General features: G+C 69.2%; 13 protein-coding genes. 6 read left to right on the top strand and 7 right to left on the bottom strand.

Going from position 1 to position 18,025, the window contains the following annotated elements; genetic code table 11:
- Nucleotides 1-8 precede the first annotated feature (8 nt).
- The gene (locus tag ACZ9YD_RS00385; protein ID WP_465073152.1) at nt 9-3,893 is read left to right on the top strand and encodes a YhdP family protein; all 3,885 of its coding nucleotides are present in this window, start codon (nt 9-11) and stop codon (nt 3,891-3,893) included.
- Nucleotides 3,894-3,955: 62 nt separating this feature from the next.
- Nucleotides 3,956-5,419: a metalloprotease TldD gene (gene tldD / locus ACZ9YD_RS00380; protein WP_465073151.1), complete on the top strand. Its 1,464-nt coding sequence runs from the start codon at nt 3,956-3,958 to the stop codon at nt 5,417-5,419.
- A gap of 133 nt (nt 5,420-5,552) precedes the next feature.
- Here tldD and yjgA read toward each other — a convergent pair whose 3' ends face one another.
- A complete protein-coding gene (gene yjgA, locus ACZ9YD_RS00375) occupies nt 5,553-6,161 on the bottom strand; it encodes a ribosome biogenesis factor YjgA (protein ID WP_465073150.1) in 609 nt (202 codons plus the stop codon).
- Between the two features lie 23 nt (nt 6,162-6,184).
- Between yjgA and pmbA the strand changes: the two genes are divergently transcribed.
- The 3 genes from pmbA (at nt 6,185) to ACZ9YD_RS00360 (ending at nt 8,666) form a co-directional block, all read left to right on the top strand.
- The gene (gene pmbA / locus ACZ9YD_RS00370) at nt 6,185-7,567 is read left to right on the top strand and encodes a metalloprotease PmbA (RefSeq protein WP_465073149.1); all 1,383 of its coding nucleotides are present in this window, start codon (nt 6,185-6,187) and stop codon (nt 7,565-7,567) included.
- Nucleotides 7,568-7,656: 89 nt separating this feature from the next.
- A complete protein-coding gene (locus tag ACZ9YD_RS00365) occupies nt 7,657-8,067 on the top strand; it encodes a DUF4870 domain-containing protein (RefSeq protein WP_465073148.1) in 411 nt (136 codons plus the stop codon).
- A gap of 152 nt (nt 8,068-8,219) precedes the next feature.
- On the top strand, nt 8,220-8,666 hold the full coding sequence (locus ACZ9YD_RS00360) for a DUF4870 domain-containing protein (protein WP_465073147.1): 447 nt from the start codon (nt 8,220-8,222) through the stop codon (nt 8,664-8,666).
- Between the two features lie 185 nt (nt 8,667-8,851).
- Here ACZ9YD_RS00360 and ACZ9YD_RS00355 read toward each other — a convergent pair whose 3' ends face one another.
- Genes ACZ9YD_RS00355 through tilS form a run of 3 tightly spaced genes read right to left on the bottom strand, consistent with a single transcriptional unit; the run spans nt 8,852 to nt 11,354 of the window.
- The gene (locus ACZ9YD_RS00355; RefSeq protein ID WP_465073146.1) at nt 8,852-9,751 is read right to left on the bottom strand and encodes a farnesyl diphosphate synthase; all 900 of its coding nucleotides are present in this window, start codon (nt 9,749-9,751) and stop codon (nt 8,852-8,854) included.
- A complete protein-coding gene (locus ACZ9YD_RS00350) occupies nt 9,744-10,016 on the bottom strand; it encodes an exodeoxyribonuclease VII small subunit (protein ID WP_465073145.1) in 273 nt (90 codons plus the stop codon). Before ACZ9YD_RS00350 ends, ACZ9YD_RS00355 begins: the two co-directional genes overlap by 8 nt.
- 9 nt (nt 10,017-10,025) lie before the next feature.
- A complete protein-coding gene (tilS, locus tag ACZ9YD_RS00345) occupies nt 10,026-11,354 on the bottom strand; it encodes a tRNA lysidine(34) synthetase TilS (protein WP_465073144.1) in 1,329 nt (442 codons plus the stop codon).
- Between the two features lie 148 nt (nt 11,355-11,502).
- On the opposite strand from tilS, the gene ACZ9YD_RS00340 reads away from it, so the two are divergent.
- Nucleotides 11,503-12,564: an NADH:flavin oxidoreductase/NADH oxidase gene (locus ACZ9YD_RS00340; protein WP_465073143.1), complete on the top strand. Its 1,062-nt coding sequence runs from the start codon at nt 11,503-11,505 to the stop codon at nt 12,562-12,564.
- A gap of 4 nt (nt 12,565-12,568) precedes the next feature.
- Here the strand turns inward: ACZ9YD_RS00340 and ACZ9YD_RS00335 are convergent, their stop codons facing one another.
- The 3 genes from ACZ9YD_RS00335 to dnaE all read right to left on the bottom strand — a co-directional run bounded on the left by ACZ9YD_RS00335 (nt 12,569) and on the right by dnaE (nt 18,002).
- The gene (locus tag ACZ9YD_RS00335; protein ID WP_465073142.1) at nt 12,569-13,309 is read right to left on the bottom strand and encodes a tetratricopeptide repeat protein; all 741 of its coding nucleotides are present in this window, start codon (nt 13,307-13,309) and stop codon (nt 12,569-12,571) included.
- Between the two features lie 12 nt (nt 13,310-13,321).
- Complete coding sequence (locus ACZ9YD_RS00330) at nt 13,322-14,281, bottom strand: acetyl-CoA carboxylase carboxyltransferase subunit alpha (protein WP_232137718.1); 960 nt, start codon at nt 14,279-14,281, stop codon at nt 13,322-13,324.
- Between the two features lie 190 nt (nt 14,282-14,471).
- Nucleotides 14,472-18,002: a DNA polymerase III subunit alpha gene (dnaE, locus tag ACZ9YD_RS00325; RefSeq protein WP_465073141.1), complete on the bottom strand. Its 3,531-nt coding sequence runs from the start codon at nt 18,000-18,002 to the stop codon at nt 14,472-14,474.
- Nucleotides 18,003-18,025: the final 23 nt, after the last annotated feature.

Raw genomic sequence — 18,025 nt, 5'->3', positions numbered from 1 at the left:
GCACAGGCATGACCGGCGTCTGGGCGACGCGCCTGCACCGCGTGCGGCGCAGCGCGTGGTATCTCGCGGCTGCGGTGCTGGTGACGATGGCGCTGGTCGCGGTGGTTGCCGCGCAGTTCGCGCTGCCCTGGCTGGAGCGCAATCCGCAGACGGTCGCGTCGTGGCTCAGCGCGCGGGCCGGTCGCCCGGTCGCGTTCGACACGCTCGATGCGACCTGGACACGACGGGGACCGCTGCTGCGCGTGACCGGGCTGCGCATCGGCGATCCTGCTGCCGCGGTGCCGATCGGCACGGCTGAAATCCAGGTCGCGCAGTATTCGGGTCTGCTGCCCGGCCGGTCCTTGACCGAATTGCGGCTGCACGGGATCGCGTTGACGCTGCAGCGGAATGACGACGGCAGCTGGCAGGTGCGCGGCCTGCCGGGCGCCGCTCATGCCGAAGACGATCCGCTCGATGCGTTGCAGGGCCTGGGCGAGCTGCAGGTCGTCGATGCGCGGCTGACGATCGATGCACCGTCGCTGTCGATCGCGCACACGCTGCCGCGCGTGGACCTGCGCATGCAGGTCGATCGCCGACGTGTCCGGGCCGCGGCGCGCGCGTGGGTCGATACGGATGCCGCGCCGCTGGATTTGCGCCTCGAACTGCTGCGCGCGCAGGGCGATGGCCGCGCCTACGTCGCGATGCCGCGCAACGATCTGCAGCTGTGGTCGCCTTTGCTCGCGCCCAGCGGCATGGCGATCCGCGAAGGCCATGGCCGCGTGACCGCCTGGATCGACCTGCGCGCACGCAAGGTCGAAGCGATCACCGGCGACGTGGCGCTCGATACGCTGTCGCTGCAACGCGCCGGCGATGTGGCACGGGCTGCAGGCGATGCGCCCACGGTCGCGTTCGAGGGCGCCACCGCGCGTCTGCACTGGACCCATACCGATGGCGACTGGCGTCTCGATGCGCCGACGCTGCGGATCACGCAGCAGGGCCGCGAACAGGTACTCGACGGTCTGGTCCTCGCCGGCGGGCAGCAGTGGGCGATGCACGCCGGACGCGTCGAGGTGGCGCCGCTGATCGCGCTGGCCGCGCTCGGCGATGGCGTGTCGCCGTCGCTGCGCGCCTGGCTGCAGGCGGCGGCGCCGCACGCGGTGCTGTCCGATGTCGCCTTCGCCGCGCGTGCAGGCGGTCCGGTGCGCGTCTCGGCGCGGATCGAGGATTTCGGATTCTCGCCGGCGGCCGATCGTCCCGGTCTGCAAGGTCTCGGCGGCACCTTGATCGGCGACGGTCAGGGCGTCGTGTTCCGCCCTGATCCCGACGCGCGTCCGGTGTTCGAATGGCCGTCCGGTTTCGGCGTGCCGCACCCGCTGCGGCTCGACGGCGAGATCGCCGGTTGGCGCGATGGCGGCGCATGGCGCGTCCAGACCCCGGGCCTGCGCGTGGAAGGCGATGGCTACGCGGCCGATGCGCGCGGTGGCCTGTCGTTCGATGGCGACGGCACGCGGCCGCGGCTCGATCTGGCCGCGGATGTCGACGCGGCGCAGATTCCGGTCGCGAAGAAATTCTGGGTGCGGAACCGGATGCCGGTCGCCGCACGCACGTGGTTGGACAGGGCGCTGGTCGCGGGCACGGTGCGAAACGGTCGTGGCATCGTCGCCGGTGATCTCGACGACTGGCCGTTCGGTGTCGAGAACGGCAAGGACCGACGCGGCGTGTTCTTCGCCGAAGGCGACATCGCCGATGCGACGGTCCGTTTCCAGGACGACTGGCCGGCGATCACGCGGCTCGGTGGCCATATCCGTTTCATCAACGACGGCTTCCGGCTCGACGACTCGACCGGCGAACTGGTCGGCGTGCCGTTGCGCGATGTGGTCGCCGGGATCCGCGACTACGGGCAGACCCCGGTCGAGGTCGCCGCCACCGCGCACGCCGATGCCGGGCAGCTGCTCGCGCTGCTGCGGCAGAGCCCGTTCCAGACCGCGCATGCGGAGACGCTCGATGCGCTCGATGTCGCAGGCCCGGCGGACGTCGCAGTGTCTGTGGTGGTGGGTCATGGCGCGCCGATGCGCCTCGCTGGTGAAGTGAAGCTGGAAGGCGTCGCGATGCGCGAATCGCGTTTCGACCTCGCGTTCGACCACGTGCGTGGTTCGGTGGCCTTCGACCAGACGGGGTTTTATGCCGACGCGCTGGAGGCCCATCAGGATGGACAGGCCGGCACGCTCGCGTTGCGCGCAGGCACCGGTCACGTGCGCCAGCGCAGCAACGCGTTCGAAGGCGAACTCGACATGCCGCTCGATGCGAACGCGTTGCTGGCGCGCGCGCCCGATCTCGCTTGGCTGCGCCCGCATGTCGGCGGCCGCGCGCCATGGCAGGTGCAGGTCGCGGTGCCCAACGCGCCCGCGGCCGCCGGTGCACCGGCCGCACGCCTGTTGCTGCGTTCCGATCTCGTCGGCACAACGTTGCGGCTGCCGGCGCCGCTCGACAAACCCGCCGCGCGCGCGCTGCGCACGACCATCGAAGCGCCGCTGCCCTTCGGTACCGGCGATGTGCGGGTCGGCTTCGGCAATCGCCTCGCGCTGCGGGCGCGTACCAGCGGCGCGCGCGCGGGTATCCGCGTCGACATGGGACAGGCGCGCGTCGACAACGCGGCGCCGGCTGCAGGCATCGTCGTCTTCGGCCGCACGCCGGTGGTCGACGTGCTCGACTGGATTGGTCTGATGGGCGCGGGTGGTGATGGCGACGGGCTCGCGCTGCAGCAGGTCGACGTGACCACGGCTGATCTGCGACTGGCCGGCGGTCGTCTCGGCCAGACCCGCATCACTGCTGCGCGTCGCGACGCGGGCACCGACCTGCGCCTCGACGGTGCCGCCCTGGCCGGCGACGTGCGGATTCCCGATACCGATGGCGCGCCGATCGCGATCGCCCTGCAACGCCTGCACTGGCCGGCGCCTGCGCCCAAGCCGGACGCCGTGGCGGTTGCGGCGCCGACTGCACCGTTGATCGCGCGTGTGCCTGCATCGACACCGGTCGACGACGCGCTCGATCCCGCATCGGTGCCGCCGATCCAGCTCGCGATCGACGACCTGCGCTACGGCACCGTCGTGCTGGGCCGCGTGGACGCGGCCTCGCGTCGCATTCCCGGCGGTCTGGCGGTCGATCGCCTGCAGGTCCGCGCGCCGGACCATCGCATCGACGTGAGCGGGCGCTGGACCGGGCGCGGCACGGCGGCGCGCACCGCGCTCCAGGCCGATGTGGAAAGCGACAATTTCGGCCGGCTCGCGTCGGGCCTGGGCTTCGCCGGCAGCATCGTCGGCGGGCAGGGACGCGTGGATTTCGACGCCGCGTGGCCGGGCGCACCGAATGCGTTCCAGGTGGCGCAGCTCGAAGGTTCGATGAAGATTGCGCTGCGCGATGGCCAACTGGTCGAAGTGGAGCCCGGCGCGGGACGTGTGCTGGGCCTGCTCAGCGTTGCCGAACTGCCGCGGCGCCTGATGTTCGATTTCCGCGATTTCTTCAGCAAGGGCTTCGGCTTCAACCGCATCGCTGGTGACATCCGCTTCGGCAACGGCACCGCGCGTGGCGACAACGTCGTCATTGACGGGCCGGCCGCAGAAATCCGCATCCGCGGCAGCGCCGATCTTGCCGCGCGCACGCACGACCAGGACATCGAAGTGCTGCCCAAGACCGGCAACCTGCTGCCGGCGGTCGGTGCACTGACGCTGGGCCCGGTCGGCGCCGCCGTCGGCGCGGTCGCGAACGCGGTGCTGCGCAAACCACTGGCCGAAATCGGCGCGCGCAACTATCACGTCAGTGGCCCGTGGCAGGATCCGAAGGTGGACGTCGTGGAGCGCCGTGACGCGGCACAACCCGCGCGGGGCGCGGGCACGGGACCGCAATCGGCCGACTGACCGGCGCCTGTGCAGGTTCAGTTTCGGCTTGCCATCGGCGGCTTTGCCCCCACACTTGTCGGATGTCCGAATCTCCAGTTTCCACCGGCGGCGCGCTCGCGCTGGCCGAATCCCGCCTGCTGTTGCCCGCCGGCCTCGACACTTCCGGCCTCGACCGCGCGTTCTCCGCGTTGCTCGGTCCCGGCATCGATTTCGGTGACCTGTATTTCCAGCACTCGCGCCGCGAGAGCTGGGCGGTCGAGGACGGCATTGTCAAGAGTGGTTCGCATGCGATCGAGCAGGGCGTCGGCGTCCGCGCGATCAGCGGCGAGAAGACCGGCTTCGCCTATTCAGACGACATCGATGCGGTCGCGCTCCTGGGCGCGGCGCAGTCGGCGCGTGCGATCGCCCGCGATGGCCGCGCGCATGCACCGCTCGCGCTGGCGCGCACCCGCGCACACGATCTGTATCCCGCCCAGGACCAGATCGACGCGCTCGGCAGCGAGGCGAAGGTCGAAGCGCTGCGTCGCGTCGATCGTCTGCTGCGCGCCGCCGATCCGCGCGTGCAGCAGGTGATGGTCAGCCTGTCGGGCGGCGTCGACACCGTGTTGGTGGCGCGCAGCGACGGCGTGCTCGCCGGCGACGTGCGTCCGCTGGTGCGGCTCAACATCCAAGTGCTGGTGGAACACAACGGTCGCCGCGAATCCGGCTACTCGGGCTACGGCGGGCGGTACTCCTACGAAGAACTGCTGGGCGACGGCAAGCCGGAACGCTTCGCGCGCGAGGCGCTGCGCCAAGCGCTGGTGAATCTCGAAGCGATCGACGCGCCGGCCGGCACGATGCCGGTCGTGCTCGGCGCCGGCTGGCCGGGCGTGCTGCTGCACGAAGCGGTCGGGCACGGTCTCGAAGGCGATTTCGCGCGTAAGGGCACCAGCACGTATGCGGGCCGCATCGGTCAGCGCGTCGCGTCGAAGGGCGTGACCATCGTAGACGACGGCACGCTCGCCGGTCGGCGCGGCTCGCTGAACATCGATGACGAAGGCACGCCGACGCATTGCACGACGCTGATCGAGGACGGCGTGCTGACCGGCTACATGCAGGACACGCTCAATGCGCGCCTGATGGGCGTCGCGCCGACCGGCAACGGCCGTCGCGAATCCTTCGCGCATCTGGTGATGCCGCGGATGACCAACACCTACATGCTGGCCGGGCAGGACGATCCGCAGGACATGATCCGCTCGGTCAAGAAGGGCCTGTACGCGGTGAACTTCGGCGGTGGTCAGGTCGACATCACCAACGGCAAGTACGTGTTCTCGGCGACCGAGGCCTATCTGATCGAGGACGGGAAGATCACCGCGCCGGTCAAGGGCGCGACGCTGATCGGCAACGGTCCGGAGACGATGCAGCGCGTGCGCATGATCGGCCACGACATGGCGCTCGACGAAGGCGTCGGCGTCTGCGGCAAGGACGGCCAGAGCGTGCCGGTCGGCGTGGGCCAGCCGCATCTGCTGATCGACCAGCTGACCGTCGGCGGCACGCAGGCTTGAGAGCCGGCATGCGCGGGCAAGCGTCTCGCGGCGTTGCCGTTGCTGTTGCAGGTCTCGGGCATCGCGTCGGGTCGCGCTTTCGTCAGCCGGATGCCGTCATTCGCGTCTGCACGGGAATGACGGCAGACGACGCTCAGTGTGCGTCGTCGACGTCACCGCGTTCGGCAGCTTCGTCGCTTTCGCGCTCGACTTCAGCCGCCGCTTCTTCACCCGCTGCCAGCGACGCCGCCGCGAACACGTTGCGCAGTTCGCGGAACAGCTCGCGGAACGCGGCCGGCGGTTTGTTCTTTGCGCGCTCGGCCAGCGCGTTGCGGACCAGTTGGCGCAGGCGCTGGCGATCGGCTTCCGGGTACGCATCGAGCAGTTCCGCCAATGCGGCGTCGCCATCGTCGAGCAGGCGCGTGCGCCAGGCTTCGGCGCGGTGCAGCTGCGCGGTCTCCACGCGCGACGCGGCGCCGCCGGCGTCCATCGCGTCGCGGATCGCTTCCAGTGTTTCGTCGCTTTCGCGGCGCATCTGCTTGGCGAGGAATGCCAGCTGGCGCTTGCGCGCGATGTGCGAGGTGATGCGCCGCGCCTCGGCGATGTGCGACAGCAGGTGTTCGGGAACGGGCAGTTTGCCCAGCTGGTTTTCGGACAGCGCGGCCAGGTCGTCGGCCAGCGACAGCACTTCCAGCGCTTCGCGCCGGTTCTGCTTGCGGCTGGGGCCCAGGTACTCGCCCGAATCTTCGTTTATGCCTCTCATTGCAACAGGATAAGTCATTGCCCATGTCCCACGCCTTGATCGACGTTCATTCGGCCGATGATTCGGCCGTCCGCCTCGACGCACTGGCCGCGCTGTCGCAGCGCCTGCTCGACCGTTGCCGGGCCGCCGGCGCCACCCAGGCCGAGGTCTCGTGCTCGGAAGATGCCGGTCTCAGCGTCAACGTGCGCATGGGCGAGGTCGAAACCGTCGAGTCCACGCGCGACCGTGGCATCGGTGTCACCGTCTACTTCGGCAAGCGCAAGGGCACCGCCAGCACCGCCGATCTGCGCGAGGACAGCCTCGCCGCAACCGTCGACCAGGCCTGCGCGATCGCGCGCTTCACCGAGGACGACGAGGCCTCGGGCCTCGCCGATGCGGAACTGATGGCGCGGCCCGGTGCCGATGGCCGCTTCGACGAATACGACGCCTGGCATCCCTGGGTGCTGGAGGCGGATGCCGCCGTGGATCTGGCACTGGCCTGCGAGGCCGCCGGCCGCGATGCCGATCCGCGCATCGCCAATTCCGATGGCGCCTCGGTCAGCACGTCGAAGGGGCTGAGCGTCTACGCCAACAGCCACGGCTTCATCGGCGCCGAGCGCGGCAGCCACCACAGCATCGGCTGCGCGCTGATCGCGGGCGAGGGCGAACAGATGCAGCGCGAGGGCTGGTACAGCGTGGCGCTTGCCGAGTCCGATCTCGACGCACCGGCCTCGATCGGTCGACGCGCCGCCGAGCGCACGCTGGCGCGACTGGATCCGCGACCGCTCGCGACCGGCAGCTATCCGGTGCTGTTCCAGGCCGAGGTCGCGCGCTCGCTGATCGGGCATTTGCTGGGCGCGGTGTCCGGCGGCGCGCTGTACCGCCGCGCGAGCTTCCTGCTCGACAGCGTCGGCACGCAGCTGTTTCCCGACTGGTTCAACATCTTCGAGCGCCCGTTTCTCGAGCGCGGATTCCAGTCGTCGGCCTACGACGCCGAGGGCGTGGCCACGCGCGAATCGTCGCTGATCGAGGGCGGTGTCCTGCAGCGATATGTGCTCGGCAGCTACTCGGCGCGCAAGCTGGGCCTGCAGAGCACGGGCAACGCAGGCGGCGTGCATAACCTCGAGATTCCGGCCAACGCCGGCGGTCTGCAGGATCTGCTGCGCGACATGGATCGTGGCCTGCTGGTCACCGGGCTGATGGGGCAGGGCGTCAATGCGGTGACGGGCGACTATTCGCGCGGCGCGTCGGGTTTTTGGGTCGAGGGCGGCGAGATCCGCCATGCGGTCGACGGCATCACGATCGCCGGCAATCTGAAACAGATGTTCGCCACCATCGAAGCCGTGGGCAGCGACATCGACCCGCGATCGCACGTGCGCACCGGCTCGATTCTGCTGGGCCGCATGACCGTTGCCGGCGGCGAGTGACGTTGCAGCACTTGACGGTCGCCCTGCTTCCCTGAACAGTGCGCCGCAAGGCCACGGCCTGTCCTTCCACGCAACCTGAGGCGTTCCGCATGAGCGAGTTCGACAAGTACACCACCGCATCGCCTCCACCCGCCGGCGTCGCGTCCGCGGAAGAACGCCAGTGGGGCCTGTTCGGCCATCTGGCAGCATTGACCGGTCTGTTCACTGGTGGCATCGGCAACATCGTCGGCCCGCTGGTGATCTGGCTGATCAAGAAGGACACCATGCCCTTCGCCGCCGACCAGGCGCGCGAGGCGCTGAACTTCAACATCACCCTGCTGCTGGTCGGCGTGGTGCTGTTCCTGATCACCCTGGTGACCTTCGGCCTCGGCGCGCTGCTGACCGCGCCGCTCGGTATCGTGATCGGCATCGCATGGCTGGTGCTGACCATCATCGGCGCGATGAAGGCGAACGATGGGGTGGCCTACCGGTATCCCTTCGCGCTGCGTCTGGTCAAGTAAGCGATCGAACCGGCTGCACCGCACAGGCCCCGGCGTCCGCGCCGGGGCCTGTCGCGTTGCGGGGGTGCCGGAAGTCCGGGTGACGTCCGCGTCTGGCGCTGGCGCCGACGCACGCGCAGGCTGCATGCACGATTCGCGACCGGAGGTGTCCCATGCAGACCGCATCCTTTCCGCAGACTTTGCCCGCCAACGACAGCCGCCACTGGGCGGCGGCGATGCACATCGGTGCACTGGTGCTCGCGCTGCTCACCAGCTGGATGTCTGGCATTGCCGGCGCGCTGGTGGCCGGCGTGGTCTATCTGGCCAAGCGCGACGACGACGCCTTCGTCGCCGCGCATGCGCGCGACGCGCTGAACTTCCACCTGAGCATGTGCCTCTACGCCTGCGCGATCTTCGTCGCCGCCATCGGCCTGCTCGGCGCCACGGTGCTGACGCTCGGCATCGGCGCGATCGTGACGCTGCCGGCCGGTCTGATGCTGGTGGCAGCGGCGTGTGGCCTCGCGATGCTGTGGCTGATCAGCAGCATCTTCGCCGCGGTGCGTGCCTTGAACGGCGAGCACTACCAGCATCCGCTGACGATCCAGTTCTTCGGCAGCTGAAATCGCGACTCGCGGCGTGCTTCGTAGGATGGGTCGAGCGCAGCGACACCCATCATCGCCATCCGCACCTGCGCGAAGATGATTCGCGAAATCAGCTCTGGATTCAGCCGGTCCTACGGGACCGGCATCAGGACGATGGGTTTCGCTGCGCTCGACCCGTCCTACGATTGGACGAACAGCGTCTTTCAGTAATCGCGTTCGATCGCGCGGCGGCCGAGTGCGGTCAACGGGGCGATGGTCTCGCCGAACGGAACCAGCGCGTCCTGCATGCGCGTCGCGAGTGCATCGAGGCGCGCACGTGAGGCATCGGCGCCGATCAACGCCGGGAACGTCGCCTTGTCCTGCGCGACATCCTTGCCGGCGGTCTTGCCGAGCGTTGCGCTGTCACCCTCGATGTCGAGCAGGTCGTCGCGGATCTGGAAGGCCAGGCCCAGCGCATCGGCGAAATCATCCAGGCGCGCGCGTGTGCCTGCATCCACGCCTGCAGCGAGTGCGCCCAGGGCGACGGCGGCCCGCAGCAACGCACCGGTCTTCATCGCATGCAGGCGTTCGAGTGCGTCCACACCGATCGAGCCACCGCCACCGGTTGCCGCCAGATCAAGCGCCTGGCCGCCGCACATGCCGTTTGCGCCGGACGCGCGCGCGAGCGTCGCGACCATTGCCAGACGGATTTCGGCAGCAAGCGGTGCTTCGGCGAGCAGCGAGAACGCGAGGGTCTGCAAAGCGTCACCGGCGAGAATCGCCGTTGCCTCATCGAAGGCGACGTGCACGGTCGGCTGACCGCGACGCAAGGCGTCATCGTCCATCGCCGGCAGATCGTCGTGCACCAGCGAATACGCGTGCACCAGTTCCACCGCCGCGGCTGCAGCATCGGCCGCGGCCGCGGGCGCACCGAATGCGTAGGCGGTGGCGTGCACCAGCAGCGGACGCATGCGCTTGCCGCCCAGCAGCACCGCGTGCCCCATCGCCGCGTGCAGGCGCGGCTCGCCGTCGGCGACGGTATCGAGGGCCTGCTGCAGCGTGGCGTCGGTCCGGGCGCGCCAGGCCTCGATCAGCGCGTCGGTGTCGGACGACGCGTCAGGCATCGGAATCGTCGACCGCGGCATCACCGAAGGGCTGCGCGCGTTCCGGCGATGCGGGATCGCTGAGCAGCTTCACGCGCAGCTCGGCATCTTCCAGCGCCTGTTGGCAGCGCCGATACAGACCGACCCCGCGCTCGTAGGCGCCCAGCGATTCTTCGAGACTCAGCTCGCCGCCCTCCATGCGCTCCACCAGCGTTTCGAGCTGGGTCAGGGCGTTTTCGAAGTCGGCGACAGGACTGGTTTCGGTGGCTGCGGTTTTTTTCGGCATCCGCGGATTTTAAGCGATCGGCGCGCGCGGCACCGTGTGCATGGCGCCGGGCGGCGACCAGTGCAGGTGGCCGCCGCCCTCGCGCAGCCAGGTATCGAAGCCGGCGTCGAAGGCGAGATCGCCCGCGGCCAGCACCTGGCCATCGAAATCGCACAGCACCGGCAGATGGGCGCGGACCCAGGGCGGCACGCCGAGCGACTGCAACACGTGCTTGAGTGCGTGCGTATGCGCACGGCGGGGCAGGCGGATGCGCTCGCCGCCCTGGCGGGCGCGGACAGTCCACGCACGATCATCCGTCGGTCCGTCCAGCCAAAGCCGGCCGCCGTCGGGCAGCTGCAGCGGTGCACCGCCTTTCCACTGCGCGGTGAAGCCGGCATCCAGCGGCGCCCGGATCGGCGCGGCCTGCAGCAACTCGCGCCAGCGCTGCAGGCGATGGCCGGCCCAGTCGAAGCAGGGCACGCGATCCGTGCGGCCGGTCTCGAGGTCGGCGTTGCACCAGTCGATGGCGCGCGCGGGCAGCGGAGGCAGTCCAAGTGTGTCGATCCAGAGGCGCAGCGCGCGTGCGCGTCGTGTGGCGGGAAGCGCGCGCAACGCGTCGAGTCGCAACACGGCCGGATCGTGTGTTCTCGCTGTCGCCAGCGCATCGTCGTCGCCGGCAGCGAGCAGGGCGCTGGTGTCGGCCTGCAACATGGCGACCGTCGACAGCGCCGCGTCTGCATGCGGCCAACGCGTGCGCAGCAGCGGCATCACGCGATTGCGCAGGAAATTGCGGTCGGCGTTATCCGCGGTGTTGCTCGGGTCCTCGATCCAGTGCAGACCATGCGCCTGCGCGTAGGCCTGCAACTGCGCACGTGGCAGCGCGAGCAGAGGCCGCCACAGCCAGCCGTTCGCGAACCGGCGTAACGGACGCATCGCGGCGAGGCCATCCGGCCCCGACGCGCGCAGGGCACGCAGCAGTACGGTTTCGGCCTGGTCGTCCCGGTGGTGGGCGAGTGTGAGGACATCGCCCGGGGCGAGTTGCGCGGCGAACGCGGCGTGGCGCGCGGTACGTGCCGCGGCTTCGAGGCCTTCGCCGCTGTCACGCGGCACGTCGACATGGACCACGCTGCATGGCACCTCGAGATGTGCGCAGATCGCCACGCAGTGCGCGGCCCAGTCGTCTGCGCCGGCCTGGAGGCCGTGATGCACATGCACGGCGCGCAGCCCGCGCGTGCGCAACGCCGGGGTGAGCGCGAGTGCGTGCAGAAGCGCGCCGGAATCCAGCCCGCCGCTGTAGCCGACGACGATGCGGCCATGGGCATCGGGCGGCAGGTCCAGCAGCGGCAGTTCGGTCGACATGCGGCCATGGTATCGAGGCCGGCCGGCCTCGCGGTTTCCGTGCTGCGGTGGTGATCGCGCATCCACGCGATGCAGCGATCCGGTGGTGCGGTGTTCGCGCGCCCGCCGGCAGCCTAAAGTCGCGGATCGCATCCGCAGGAAGTCCCGCATGTCCGCCCTGTTCACCCCGTTCCGCCAGCGTGACCTGACGCTGCGCAACCGCATCGCGGTCTCGCCGATGTGCCAGTACGCATCCGTCGATGGCCTGCCCGACGATTGGCATCGCGTGCATCTGGGCAGCCGCGCGGTCGGCGGCGCGGGACTGGTGATGACCGAGGCCTGCGCGGTATCGCCCGAAGGGCGGATCTCGCCGCAGGACGCCGGCATCTGGAGCGAGGCGCAGGTGCAGGCCTGGGCGCCGATCGCGCGCTTCATCCGCGCGCAGGGCGCGGTGCCGGCGATCCAGCTCGCGCATGCCGGGCGCAAGGCCAGCACGTTCGCGCCGTGGCGGGGGCGCAACGCGGTGCCGATCGCCGATGGCGGCTGGCAGGTCGTGGCGCCTTCGGCGCTGGCCTACAACGCGGACTATCCGGCGCCGCAGGCGCTCGACGCGGCCGGCATCGCGCAGGTGGTCGACGATTTTCGCGCCAGCGCGTTGCGCGCGCTCGACGCGGGGTTCGAGGTCGCTGAACTGCATGCGGCGCACGGCTATCTGCTGCACCAGTTCCTGTCGCCGCTGTCGAACACGCGCGACGACGCCTGGGGCGGCAGCTTCGACCATCGCGTGCGCATGGTGCTCGACGTCGTCGATGCCGTGCGCGGCGTGTGGCCCGAACGCCTGCCGCTGTGGGTACGCATCTCGGCGAGCGACTGGGTCGAAGGCGGCTGGGATATCGAGCAGAGCGTCGAACTGGCGCGCCTGCTGAAAGCGCGCGGTGTGGATCTCGTCGACACCTCAAGCGGCGGCCTGTCGCCGCGACAGTCGATCGACGCGGTGCCGGACTACCAGGTGCCGTTCGCGCGGCGCATCCGCGACGAGGTCGGCATCGCGACCGGTGCGGTTGGTCTGATCACGACGCCGGCGCAGGCCGAGCGCATCGTCGCCAACGGCGATGCCGACATCGTGCTGCTGGCGCGCGAACTGCTGCGCGATCCGTATTTCCCGCGTCGCGCGGCGCGCGAACTGGGTGCCGAAATCGAGACGCCGGACCAGTACCTGCGCGCGTGGTGAGAATTCAGTCGCGCGCTTCGCGCTTGGCGATCTCGACCCACTCGCGCTGTTCGCGGCGGTAGTACGCAGGCGCCAGATCGACGCGGCGCAGCGTGTCGGCGTACAGCGCTTTGGCCTTGACGGTCTGACCGTGGCGCTGCAGCAGGCCTGCGTAGCGGACGCGCGCTTCTTCGCCGGGGTAGTCCTGGATCAGCGCTTCGTATTCTTCGACGGCGGCCGTGAAATCGTCGCCGGCTTCGACCGCGCGGGCGTAGAGCAGATGGCCGTCGTGCGAACGGAAGTCGGGATTCGCGGCGATCAGTGCGTCGAGCGTTTCGCGCGCGGCGGACGGTTCGCCGCGATGGAACTGGGCCTGCGCCAGGCCGAGCATCAGCGTCGGGTCGGTCGCGTACAGGCCGCGCAGGGCCTCGCGATACAAGGTTTCTGCGCCGGCGTAGTCGCGATCGTCGAGCTTGCGCTCGGCGAGCCGGCGACGGTTGTCGAGCGTGTCGGCGATTTCCAGATCGCGGCTGGCCGCACGCGTGTGGCGCGTGGGATCGATCCGGTCACGCACGCGTCCCAGCGCACGGTTCGCACCGCGGTTGCTGCGCAGTTCGGGCAGCACTTCGGCGAGCAGATACACCAGCACGCCGATGTAGGAGCCGATCAGCAGGATGAAGATCCAGTACAGCGGCCGGCCGGTGCGGACCACGTGCACGCCGCAGCCGATCTGCAGCAGGATCGAGAGCAGCAGGATCGGTCCCATCGCGTCGCTCCCTCAGGCCGCCTCGTACGCCCCGTAGCTCCGCAGCCGCTCGTATCGGCGCTGCAGCAGTGTCTCGACCGGCAACTGTTCGAGCTGGTCGAGCTCGTTCATCAGCACGGCCTTGAGGCGCGTCGCGGTCTGGCGCGGATTGCGGTGGGCGCCACCGATCGGCTCGCGCACCACCTTGTCGACCAGGCCCAGCGACTTGAGCCGCTTGGCGGTCAGGCCGAGCTGCTCGGCGGCGTCGCGCGCCTTGCCGGCATCCTTCCACAGGATCGACGCACAGCCTTCCGGCGAGATCACCGAATAGGTGCTGTATTCGAGCATCAGCGTGCGGTCGCCGACGCCGATCGCCAGCGCGCCGCCCGAGCCGCCTTCGCCGATCACGGTGCAGATGATCGGCGTCTTGAGTTCGGCCATTTCCAGCAGGTTGCGGGCGATGGCTTCCGACTGGCCGCGCTCTTCGGCGCCGATGCCGGGGTAGGCGCCGGGCGTGTCGATAAAGGTCAACAGCGGCAGCTTGAAGCGCTCGGCCATCTTCATCAGGCGCAGCGCCTTGCGGTACCCCTCGGGGCGCGGCATGCCGAAGTTGCGACGCACCTTGGTCTTGGTGTCGCGGCCCTTCTGGTGGCCGATGATCACCACGCTGCGGCCGTCGATGCGGCCAAGACCACCGACGATCGCGGCGTCGTCGGCATACGCGCGGTCGCCGGCCAGCTCTTCGAACTCGTCACAGATGCTGCGGATGTAGTCGTTGGTGTACGGGCGCTGCGGGTGGCGCGCGAGCTGCGAGACCTGCCAGGGCGTGAGGTCGCGGAAGATGTGCGCGGTGCGCTTGCGCAGCTTGTCGCGCAGCGTGGCGAGCTCGGCGTCGATGTTGACCGCCGGTCCGTCGCTGGCCTGACGCAGTTCCTGGATCTTCGCTTCGAGATCGGCGATGGGCTGTTCGAAGTCGAGGTAATTCGGATTCATTCGGGAGAGCCGTCCATTGGGAGGCGGTCGCGGTGCGGGCCCGGGCGCACTGCGCCACGCGGGACCGGCCGGGGCCGGAAAGGGCGACAGTCTAGCGGACAGCGCCCGATCAGGCCGTACGAGGGCGTCTGGATCGCAGATCGACGCATGTTGACGGATGTTGTGGAGCCGGATGCGGCGTCGTTTGCGCTCAACTTGCCCAGGGCTTGGCGATGTCCAGGCGCGCGATGCGCACGCCGGCCTGGGCGCGCAGGGTGCCGGGCAGTTCGGCATCCACGCGGACCGAATGCGTGCCGTTGACGTCCAGCGTGCCGGCGCTGCCGGCCTCCAGCAGGAGGTCGAAACGCAGCGGCGTCTTGCCGGGACGGTGCTGAGCCAGCACCTGTTCCACGCGTGCCAGCGTGCCGGGTACGCGCAGGTCCAGACGCAGCGACAGCCGGCGCGCGTGCTCCGGGCAGACGGTATGGAAATCCCAGCAGCGCTTCACGCGCAACGCGAAGCCGCCGCTGAACTCGTCTTCGCGTAGGCCGCCTTCGACGATCAGGATCCGGTCGCGCGTCAGCAGATGCGCGTACTCGCTACTCGCATCGGCGAAGAAGCCGCATTCGAGTCGGCCGCGGCCGTCCTCCAGCAGCACGAAGGCCTGCGAGTCGCCGCGCTTGCGCATCGCGCCGACCTGGCCCGCGATGATGACGGGGGTTTCCGGACGCCAGCTGTTACCGCCCCCCTTCTGGTCGCGCGCCGCCCACAGGCTGTCGAGCTGCCCCAGATCGGTGCCGACCAACGCCTGCAGTTCGTCGCGATAGGGATCGAGTGGGTGGCCGCTGAGGTAGTGGCCCAGCGTGTCGCGTTCGCCGTCGAGCTTCTGCTTGAGCGGCCATTCCTCGCACTCGGGCAGGTCGATGTGCAGCGCGTCGCTGTCGCCGACGCTGCTGCCGAACATGTCGACGATGCCGGCGTTGCGGTTGCGGGTGAGCTGGTCGGTCGCCTTCAGCGCCTCGGGCAACTGCAGCATCAGCGATGCCCGGTTCCTGCCCAGTGCGTCCATCGCGCCCGCATTGATCAGTGCTTCGAGCGTGCGCTTGTTGAGCCGCGTGGAATCGACGCGGCGGCAGAAATCCAGCAGGTCGGGGAACACGCCCGCATGCACACGTGCCTCGACGATGTTCTCGCAGGCGCCGCGGCCGACGCCCTTCACTGCGCCGAGTCCGTAGCGGATGGTCTGCGGATCGATCGCCTCGAACATGTAGGCCGACGCGTTGACGTCGGGCGGCAGCACGTCCAGGCCCATCGTCCGCGCCTCGGTCAGGAAGCCAGTGACCTTGTCGGTGTTGTCCATGTCCGACGACAGCACCGCGGCCATGAACTCGGCCGGGTAGTGCACCTTCAGCCACGCGGTCTGATACGCCACCAGCGCGTAGGCGGCCGAGTGCGACTTGTTGAAGCCGTACTCGGCGAACTTCTCCATCAGATCGAAGATCTGCGTGGCCTGGACCGGGTCCACGGCGTTCGCCGCCGCGCCGGCTTCGAACTTGGCGCGCTCCTTGGCCATCTCCTCGGGCTTCTTCTTGCCCATCGCGCGGCGCAGCATGTCCGCGCCGCCCAGCGAGTAGCCGGCCAGGACCTGGGCGATCTGCATCACCTGTTCCTGGTAGACGATGACGCCGTAGGTCGGCGAGAGCACCGGCTCCAGCGACGGATGCGGGTAGCTCACGTCCGTGCGGCCGTGCTTGCGGTCGACCCATTCCTTGTCCATCCCCGAACCCAGCGGGCCGGGACGGAACAGCGCGGCGAGCGCGATGATGTCTTCGAACGTGTCGGGCTGCGCGCGCTTGAGCAGCTCGCGCATACCGCGCGATTCGAACTGGAACACCGCGACCGTGTCGCCGCGCGCGAACAGCTTGTAACTCTCGACGTCGTCGAGCGGCAGCGCGGCGATGTCCAGCGGCGCTTCGTCCGCAGCCGCGCGACGTACGTTGATCGCCTTGAGCGCCCAGTCGATGATCGTGAGCGTGCGCAGGCCCAGAAAGTCGAACTTCACCAGGCCGATCGTTTCGACGTCGTCCTTGTCGAACTGGGTGACCGGGTTGCGGCCGAGGTTGCCCTCGTCGTGTTCGGCGTACAGCGGGCAGAAATCGCTGAGCGGTGACGGCGCGATGACCACGCCGCCGGCGTGCTTGCCGGCGTTGCGGGTCAGATCCTCGAGCTGCAGGGCGAGATCGAGCAGGTCGTGGACGTCGTCTTCGTCGTTGTAGCGCGCGATCAGTTCGTCGGAGCGCCAGGCATCGTCGCTGCGCGACTTGTCGGTGCGTCCGAGTGCGTCCTCGAGGCCAATGCCCAGCGTCGGCGGCACCAGCTTCGAGATGCCGTCGACCATGCCGTAGGGATAGCCGAGCACGCGGCCCGTATCGCGCACCACGGCCTTCGCGGCCATGGTGCCGTAGGTGATGATCTGGCTGACGCGGTCGCGGCCGTACTTCGCGGCGACGTAGTCGATGACCTCGTCGCGACGGTCCATACAGAAGTCGATGTCGAAGTCGGGCATCGACACGCGTTCGGGATTGAGGAAGCGCTCGAACAGCAGGTCGTAGGGCAGCGGATCGATGTCGGTGATCTTCAGCGCCCACGCGACCAGCGAGCCGGCGCCCGAACCTCGGCCGGGACCGACCGGAATGTCGTGTTCCTTGGCCCACTTGATGAAGTCCGAGACGATCAGGAAGTAGCCCGGGAACCCCATCTTGCAGATGACGTCGAGTTCGACATCGAGACGTTCGATGTAACTCTCGCGCGTGTGGCCGGCTGCGACCGGATATTTCTCCAGACGCTCGACCAGGCCGTCGTGCGACTGCGAGCGGATCCAGGTATCGAGCGTGTGCGCGTCCGGCACCGGATACGCAGGCAGGTAGTAGGTGCCCAGCCGCAGTTCGAGATTGCAGCGCTGCGCGAGCGCGAGCGTGTTGTCGATCGCATCGGGCACATCGGAAAACAGCGCGGCCATCTCGTCGGCCGATTTCAGGTACTGCTCGCGCGTGTAAAGCTTCGGGCGACGCGGATCGTCGAGCACGCGTCCGGTCGAGATGCACACGCGCGCCTCGTGCGCGTCGAAGCCTTCGGCATCGAGGAAGCGCACGTCGTTGCCGGCGATCACCGGCAAGGACAGATCGGACGACACCTGCAGCGCGAGCGCGTTGTGCACGGCCTCGTCGTCGAAGCCGCAGCGGGTGAGCTGCAGGAACAGGCGATCGTCAAAGACCTCGCGCCACTGCGCGTACCACTGCCGCGCGAGATCGTCGCGGCCACCGGCCAGCAGCTTCGCCGCCGGGCCATGACGGCCGGCGATCGCGAACAGGCCGGTATTCGCCTCGCGCAGCCACTCCGGGCGCACGACGACGCCATCGGTGCGATGGCCTTCCATCCACGCGCGCGTGAGCAGGCGCGACAGCGATAGATAGCCGTCGTGGTCGCGGCACAGCAGGGTCAGCGTCGAGGCGGGTTCGTCGCCTTCGGCGAGCGAGATGTCGGCGCCCATCACCGGCTTGATGCCGGCGCCCTCGGCGGCCTTGTAGAACTTCACCAGCGCGAACAGGTTGTTGCGGTCAGTCAGCGCGACCGACGGCTGGTCGAGCGCGGCGCAGCGTTTCACCAACTCCTTGATCCGGATCGTCGAATCGGAGAGCGAGTATTCGCTGTGGACGTGGAGATGGGCGAAGCGCGCGGACATTGCGAAGGCGTGGCGACCGGAGG

The sequence above is a fragment of the Luteimonas sp. AC640a genome (assembly GCF_979256585.1).
Note: the sequence above shows the minus strand (reverse complement) of the source record. Positions and strands in the feature narration are given on the sequence as shown.

Excerpts from the sequence above, each read along its gene's own strand:
- tilS (WP_465073144.1), bottom strand. The coding sequence starts at position 11,354 with ATGTCGACCGAACTGCCGCTGCTGGACCTGCCGCCCGATGCCCATGGC.
- tldD (WP_465073151.1), top strand. The coding sequence starts at position 3,956 with ATGTCCGAATCTCCAGTTTCCACCGGCGGCGCGCTCGCGCTGGCCGAA.
- ACZ9YD_RS00355 (WP_465073146.1), bottom strand. The coding sequence starts at position 9,751 with ATGCCTGACGCGTCGTCCGACACCGACGCGCTGATCGAGGCCTGGCGC.
- ACZ9YD_RS00385 (WP_465073152.1), top strand. The coding sequence starts at position 9 with ATGACCGGCGTCTGGGCGACGCGCCTGCACCGCGTGCGGCGCAGCGCG.
- dnaE (WP_465073141.1), bottom strand. The coding sequence starts at position 18,002 with ATGTCCGCGCGCTTCGCCCATCTCCACGTCCACAGCGAATACTCGCTC.
- ACZ9YD_RS00350 (WP_465073145.1), bottom strand. The coding sequence starts at position 10,016 with ATGCCGAAAAAAACCGCAGCCACCGAAACCAGTCCTGTCGCCGACTTC.
- ACZ9YD_RS00335 (WP_465073142.1), bottom strand. The coding sequence starts at position 13,309 with ATGGGACCGATCCTGCTGCTCTCGATCCTGCTGCAGATCGGCTGCGGC.
- ACZ9YD_RS00340 (WP_465073143.1), top strand. The coding sequence starts at position 11,503 with ATGTCCGCCCTGTTCACCCCGTTCCGCCAGCGTGACCTGACGCTGCGC.
- ACZ9YD_RS00330 (WP_232137718.1), bottom strand. The coding sequence starts at position 14,281 with ATGAATCCGAATTACCTCGACTTCGAACAGCCCATCGCCGATCTCGAA.
- ACZ9YD_RS00360 (WP_465073147.1), top strand. The coding sequence starts at position 8,220 with ATGCAGACCGCATCCTTTCCGCAGACTTTGCCCGCCAACGACAGCCGC.
- pmbA (WP_465073149.1), top strand. The coding sequence starts at position 6,185 with ATGTCCCACGCCTTGATCGACGTTCATTCGGCCGATGATTCGGCCGTC.
- yjgA (WP_465073150.1), bottom strand. The coding sequence starts at position 6,161 with ATGAGAGGCATAAACGAAGATTCGGGCGAGTACCTGGGCCCCAGCCGC.
- ACZ9YD_RS00365 (WP_465073148.1), top strand. The coding sequence starts at position 7,657 with ATGAGCGAGTTCGACAAGTACACCACCGCATCGCCTCCACCCGCCGGC.